Source organism: Streptomyces sp. NPDC054765 (genome assembly GCF_053612065.1).
Window position 1 is genome coordinate 96,820 of sequence record NZ_JBSHBP010000026.1, and the last position, 6,179, is coordinate 102,998.

General features: G+C 71.0%; 5 protein-coding genes and 1 pseudogene. 4 read left to right on the plus strand and 2 right to left on the minus strand.

Annotation, left to right across the window (positions count from 1 at the left end):
• Positions 1-48: 48 nt before the first annotated feature.
• The gene (locus tag ACWGJY_RS18765) at positions 49-2,229 is read right to left on the minus strand and encodes an FUSC family protein (RefSeq protein ID WP_453261925.1); all 2,181 of its coding nucleotides are present in this window, start codon (positions 2,227-2,229) and stop codon (positions 49-51) included.
• A gap of 502 nt (positions 2,230-2,731) precedes the next feature.
• On the opposite strand from ACWGJY_RS18765, the gene ACWGJY_RS18770 reads away from it, so the two are divergent.
• Positions 2,732-3,277 carry a DUF4232 domain-containing protein gene (locus tag ACWGJY_RS18770; protein ID WP_453261915.1) on the plus strand — a complete coding sequence of 182 codons (546 nt, stop codon included), beginning with the start codon at positions 2,732-2,734 and terminating at the stop codon, positions 3,275-3,277.
• 3 nt (positions 3,278-3,280) lie between these two features.
• On the opposite strand, the gene ACWGJY_RS18775 is transcribed toward ACWGJY_RS18770, so the two are convergent.
• Positions 3,281-4,297, minus strand: a complete 1,017-nt coding sequence (locus tag ACWGJY_RS18775; protein ID WP_453261916.1) for an NAD-dependent epimerase/dehydratase family protein — start codon at positions 4,295-4,297, stop codon at positions 3,281-3,283.
• A 269-nt stretch (positions 4,298-4,566) separates the two neighbouring features.
• Between ACWGJY_RS18775 and ACWGJY_RS18780 the strand changes: the two are divergent.
• The 3 genes and pseudogenes from ACWGJY_RS18780 to ACWGJY_RS18790 all read left to right on the plus strand — a co-directional run.
• Positions 4,567-4,713: pseudogene (locus ACWGJY_RS18780) on the plus strand (FAD-dependent oxidoreductase); the annotation flags it as partial.
• 113 nt (positions 4,714-4,826) lie between these two features.
• Positions 4,827-5,621, plus strand: a complete 795-nt coding sequence (locus ACWGJY_RS18785; RefSeq protein ID WP_453261917.1) for a tyrosine-type recombinase/integrase — start codon at positions 4,827-4,829, stop codon at positions 5,619-5,621.
• Positions 5,618-6,088, plus strand: a complete 471-nt coding sequence (locus ACWGJY_RS18790) for a hypothetical protein (RefSeq protein WP_453261918.1) — start codon at positions 5,618-5,620, stop codon at positions 6,086-6,088. Before ACWGJY_RS18785 ends, ACWGJY_RS18790 begins: the two co-directional genes overlap by 4 nt.
• Positions 6,089-6,179 lie beyond the last annotated feature (91 nt).

The window sequence follows — 6,179 nt, forward strand, 5'->3', positions numbered from 1 at the left end:
CCGCGCCGGCCCGGACCGCGGGCGCGGCGAACCCCCGCTGCACAGCGGTTACTTGCCTCCCTTGGGGCCCGCCACGGGCACATCGAGAGGACGGGCGATACCCACCACGCCCTCGTCGAGGCGCTGGAGATGCCGCAGCACGCGGAAGGTGACGGTGCCCGACCGCAGCGCCCCGGAGCCGGCCGCATCCAGCATCGCGGCGATGCTGACACCGGATTCGACCTCGCCCTCGGTGCTCTCCTCCCGTACGCGCGCCACGATCAGATCGATGTTCTGCGCGATCCGCCGGCCGGCGCGCTCCAGGCGCGGGTCGGCCGCGACGGTCTTGCTGTACGGCACCAGTTCGGCCGTCGCCGCCAGGGACCGGGCGTGGTAGGCGGAGGTCTCCAGGAGCGCCACCAGGTACCGCGCGGTCTGCCGCCGTACGCGCAGCGGGGTGATCGGATGCATCAGGGGCTGGGTGGAGGCACGCAGATCGTCCAGTGCCGTGTCCAGATCGCGTGCCTTGCCCAGCAGATCGACGGCGGGTCCGCCACTGAGCTGTTCCACCGCCGCCGAGACGACGTCCCGCAGCCGGACCAGTACCGTGCCGAGCAGTTCGTCCGTGCGGCGGTCCGTGTGCACCGGCAGTACCACCACGGCGGCGATGATCCCGCAGGCGGCGCCCAGCGCCGTCTCCTCGATGCGCAGCACCAGCACGGACAGGCTGTAGGTGTCGAGCAGGGTGTAGAGCAGCCCGAGCATCGCGGTGACGAAGAAGGACATCAGGGCGTACGACAGAGGCGCGGTGAAGAACATCCCGAAGATGCAGAGCAGCACGAGGGCGAACGCCGTCCAGGTGTGGTTGCCGACCAGCCCGGCGAGCGCGACACCGGCGATCACACCGAGCACCGTGCCCACCAGCCGGCGGTAGCCCTTGACCAGGATCTCGCCCGTGGACGCCGTGTTGAGGAAGACCACCCAGCAGGTCAGCACCGCCCAGTACCAGCGCTGGCTGGAGAGGAACTCACCGCCGATGATGGCCAGCGTCGAGCCCACCGCGACCTGGAACGCGGCCCGGGTGGTGGGCCGTTGGAGGCCGGTGCGGTCCTCCTCGGTCTCGTCGGCCTCCTCGGCCCCGACGATCGCCAGATCCTCCGCGTCGAACTCTTCCCGCGAGCGGGTGGTGGCCGGAGTGTCGTCCGACTCGTCCTGCGGCCCGTCCAGTGCCAGCCGCAGACCCAGAACGGCTCGCGCGCTCTCACCGAGCCCGCGGAACACGTCCTGGACGACGGACGAGGCGCGCGGCAGATTGTCCTCGTCCCGGTAGCCCAGCAGCCGGTTGCGCACATGGGCCAGTGCGGTGCCGCGGTCGTCGGGGGCGCGCCGGGCGACCAGCAGAAGCAGCGCGTTCAGATCCCGGCGCAGGGTGAGGGTCGCGTCGTCCTCGGTCTGCGTACGGGCCGCCGTGGCCGGGACGGGGGCGTGCGGCAGATGCATGGTGAGGGTGTCCGCCCGCTCGGCGCTGCGGGCGTTGAGTATCAGCATGCCCAGCCGTTCGGCGGCGATCTCGGCGTCCGCGACGCGGCGCTGCACCAGCCCCGCCGCTGCGGCGTCCCGGGTGCCTTCCTCCAGGCGGCCCTGGATCATCAGGGCCGCCTCGTGCAGCCGGGCGGTGTGCCGCCGCAGGTCGTCGAGGACCTTGTCCACGTCATCGGGGCCGGCGTCCAGCAGCTCCATCTGGGTCGCCAACAGTTGGGCGAGGCGTGCCCGGAAGGCCTCGCGCAGCCGGCCCAGGGTGCGCTGGGGGGTCTCCGGGACGACGGCGAACCGTACGACCGCGCTGCATGCGAAGGCGATGCCCAGTGTCAGACACAGCACGGGGAGGGTGGGGACCGTGGCATGCACGAACAGTGAGACGAAGTAGACCTGGAAGCCGATCAGACCGAGTGCGGTGCCGCGGTCACCGAACCGCCGGGAGTAGACGGCGCCGAAGATCAGGAGGACGAAGAACACGTCTCCGCCGATGACCTGGGCATGAAGCAGCGCCGCCAGTGACATGGCGGCCAGCGCGACGGGCAGGCCCAGCGCCAGGGTGACCGCCTGGCCGCGCACCTCCTTCTCCCGGATCGCGAAGGTGGCGACCATGGCCGCCATGGCGCCCGCGACCATCAAGGTCACACCGGTCCGGAGCAGGGCGAGGGCGACGAGGGCGAGCACGATCGCCCCGACCGTCCGCAGCCCCGCCATCAGTCGCAGCAGCCCAGGATCGGATGCCGCGAAGCGGTCCCAGGTGCTCGTCCCAGTCCGCCGTATCGCTGCCCTCACGGTGCCGTACACTCCCACTTCTTGCCATGATCGGGGTGCTCCAGGATCGCACGCCTGATCGGAACGTCTTCATCCGCATCGTCCCCGGCGCAGCAGCGCGCACATGCGACGTCTCGTACCCCCTCGCACTCCGCGCATCCCTCGCGCTTCCTCCGCTTCCTCGCGCTTCCTCCGCTTCCTCGCGCTTCCTCCGCTCTCTCGCATCTCCCGGTTTCCCGGTGTTAGCGAGGCGTTAGCCGATCGACAGCGCCGGCACCCAGGGTGAGGAGCGCGTAACGAAGAAGCACTCACCGTCCGGGTCCGGAAACCGGCTCTTCCGCTTCGTGTCACCCCTCGCGGGTGGCCGGGGAGGGCCGGGCGGGCCGCACGGCGGGAGTGACACCGATGTTTCTCCGGGTGTCGGAGAAGAAGGAGTTGATGACTGATGGCCATCCGTGGTCTGCGTACCGCCGCCACCGTCACCGCCGCGCTCGCCCTTGCTGCGGGAGCGGGTGCCGGAATCGCCTCGGCGGCAGGTGCGGCCGGGGCCGGCCCGGCAGCGGTCGGCTCGTGCGGTCCGGGTTCGTTGACGGTCACGACCACCAATGCGGGGTCGAGCCAGGCCGGAATGAGTCACTCGGGCACCTACCTGAAGGTGACCAACGCCGGCAAGGACACCTGCGCGATAAACGGCTACCCGGGGCTGGCGTTGGAAGGTGCCGGTCACACGAGCCTGAAGACCACCGCGCATCACGGTGACACCTACTTCGCCAAGGACCCGGGCGCGCACCAGGTCACCCTGAAGCCGGGCAAGAGCGCCTTCGCGGACCTGGTCTGGACGAACACCGGTGTCTCCACGGCGCACGCCAAGTACCTGCAGGTGTCTCCGACGGGCAGCAACTCGCACGGCGTCGTGGCGTTCGACAACGCCGTGGACGGCGGGGCGCTGTCCGTGACGGCCTGGTCGGCGCAGCTGCCCAGCACCTCCTGACCGTCACAGGCACGCCGAAGGCCGACGCACCGGGCGTCGGCCTTCGGCCGCTCCGCGGCCGGGTCGGTTCCGGGCGCCGGCCAGCACCGCGCGGTACCAGCCGACGGTGGCGTCGAGGGTCGCCCCCAGCGGGGTCGGGCGGACGCCGAAGGCCCGCTCGAAGGCCGTGGAGTCCACGATCTGTGGCTCGGTGTGCTGGTAGAACATCTCCGCGTACTCGTCGATGAAGGCCGCGTCGAACGGGCCGAAGGGGCGCGGCTCGGCAAGGGTCACGCTCCGCACCGGCCGGCCTACCCGCTCCTCGATCATCGAGTGGATCTCGCGCGTGCTGACGGCGGGCGCGGTGGGCAGATGCCAGACCCTCCCGTCGCCCTCCGGGTGTTCGCCGAGCGTGGCGAGTCCGGTCGCCACATCCCGGATGTCCGTGTAGCTGTGCGGCAGGTCGATGTCGCCCATGCCGAGGACCTCTTCGCCGCTCAGCGCGTTGGGGAAGACCGCGCCGCCGAGCGTCGAGCTGAGCACGCCGGGACCGACGAAGTCCGCCGACCGGCCGAGGACGACCCTGGCGCGCCCCGCACGGTGGGCGGCGAGGTAGCGCTCGTCCAGCTGCGCCCGCATCCGCCCCTTGCGGCTGGTCGCCCGCCACGGGGTGTCCTCCGTCATCACCTCGCCGTGCGTCGGGCCGTACGGGTAGAGCGTGTCCAGGACGACCAGGCGGGCGCCCGTGGTCTCGACGGCGGCCAGCACCGCGTGCTGGACCTTGGGCATCACCTCGACCTGGTGGTGATAGTCGACATTCACGCAGTGGTACACGACGACGGCGCCCTCGACGGCCGCCAGTGCCCCGTCGGGAGTGCTCACATCGGCGGCCTGCCGCTCGATGCCCGGAGCGGGGCTGTCCGGGGCCGAGCGGCTGACCAGCCGTACGGCATGCCCGCGGCGGGCGAGTTCGCCGGCGAGCGTGGTGCCTGCGGGGCCGGCACCCAGTACGACGTGGAGCGAACGATCTGCAGCAGACATGGCGGTTCCTTCTCTACGGGCCGAGGGCCGACAGCCGAGGGCATGGGGCGACGTGCGGAGGAGCGGCGAGCGGGCTTTCATTCTGCCCTATCGCTTGTGTTAGATACTGTAACTCTCGCGATGATGCATAGCAAGAGTCGGCCTGGAGGTCTCCGGCCAGTACTCCGGGATGGGCACCGGGCCCGGCCGGGGCGTCGACGTGGCGGGGCGGACCCACTCGCCGGGCGGAGCCGGGCCAGGTGGGCGACGCTGAGCCATGGAGGTGGGCCATGGCACAGCTGCAGGCGGACGTATGCGTGGTGGGTGCGGGGTTTGCGGGGCTCGCCGCCGCGAGACGACTGGTCCGAGCCGGCGTCGAGGTGGTGGTGCTCGAGGCCAGGGACCGGGTGGGCGGACGGGCGTGGAACCGGGAGCTGTTCAGCACCGGAGCCCTGCTACGCGGGCCCATGTCGCCGTGTACGTACGCGAGTTGAGCTCGCGGCCGAGCTGCCGGGGCAGCAACGTCGTGGCTCTGGACTCCGGTGCTGCATTGTCGAACGCGACGCTTCAGCAGCGTCTGGTGTCGGTGCGGTTGTTCTACGACTTCCTGGTCGAGGAGGGGCTGCGCCAGGACAATCCCGTCGGCCGGGGGCGGTACACCCCTGGGAGCCGCGGTGGCAGGCAGCAGCGTGGGCTGGTGCGGAGACTGGTGAAGCTTCCCTGGATCCCCAGCGACGAGCAGTGGCGGGCCGTTCTGGCGATCGCCGCCGCCGAGCCGGTGCGCACCCGGCTGATGCTGGCCTTGGCCTACGATGCGGCCCTGCGTCGGGAGGAGTTGTGCTCGCTGCGCACCGACGACCTGGACCCGGGGCGGCGGCTGGTGCGGGTGCGGGCGGAGACCACCAAGAGCCGCCGGGAACGGGTCGTGCCCTACTCGGCGGCGGCCGGAGTCCTGCTGTCGCACTACTTGGTGCACCGGGCCACGGTCAGCCGTGCGCGCGGTGGATTGTTCCTCTCCGAGTCGCGGCGCAACTTCGCCCAGCCGCTGAGCCTGTGGACGTGGTCGAAAGTGGTGCGCCGGATCGCGGTGGAGGCCGGGGTGGAGCGCTTCTCCACGCACACCACGCGACACCTGTGCCTGACTGACCTGGCACGGATGGGCTGGGAAGTGCACGCGATCGCCACATTCGCCGGCCACCAACACACCGACTCCACCATGCGCTATATCCACCTGTCGGGCCGGGACCTGGCCGAGAAGTTCGCGCGCGGGATGGAGCACATCCATGCCCAGCGGGTCGCCGCGCTGCTGAGCGTCGGCGCCGAGGGCACCGGACGGCCGCGGTGACCGCGCTTGCCCTTGCCGCAGGGAAGACGGCGCCCGACTGGGCCTGGCCACTGGAAGGCACGTCCTGGGACCGGGACCCACAACTGAGCACCGAGGAGTGGGCGGTGCTGGTACAGGTCGGCCCGCGGCTGTTGCACTCCTCCCGGCTGACCCGGGCGGAACGCAGTGCGCTGGCGCGGTTGCTCGGGCCGCTGGAGCAGGTGCGGTCCTGCCTGTGGATCCCGGACAAGGCCGGACACCACCGGTGGGTCGACTACCAGGTGGTCGGGATGCTGCTGGCCCACACCGCCGAGGCCGAGTCGGCGTGGTGGAGTTGGGACCAGAGCGCGTGGACCCGTTTGATCGGGCCCGACGCGCAGGAGTGGAGCCGCCAGTGGCCGGCACAAGCGTCGCGGTCATGCCGCCCCCGCCTTCTGGCTTACGCCTACCTCCTGGGTGCGCCCGTGGACGAGGCCCTGTTCCTCTGAGCTGAACCGGATTTTGTAGCGGCCCTGAAGCCAGGCATGATCGCCTCGGCAGATGGGAGAACACAGGTCCGATGCCTGCACCACGGAAGTA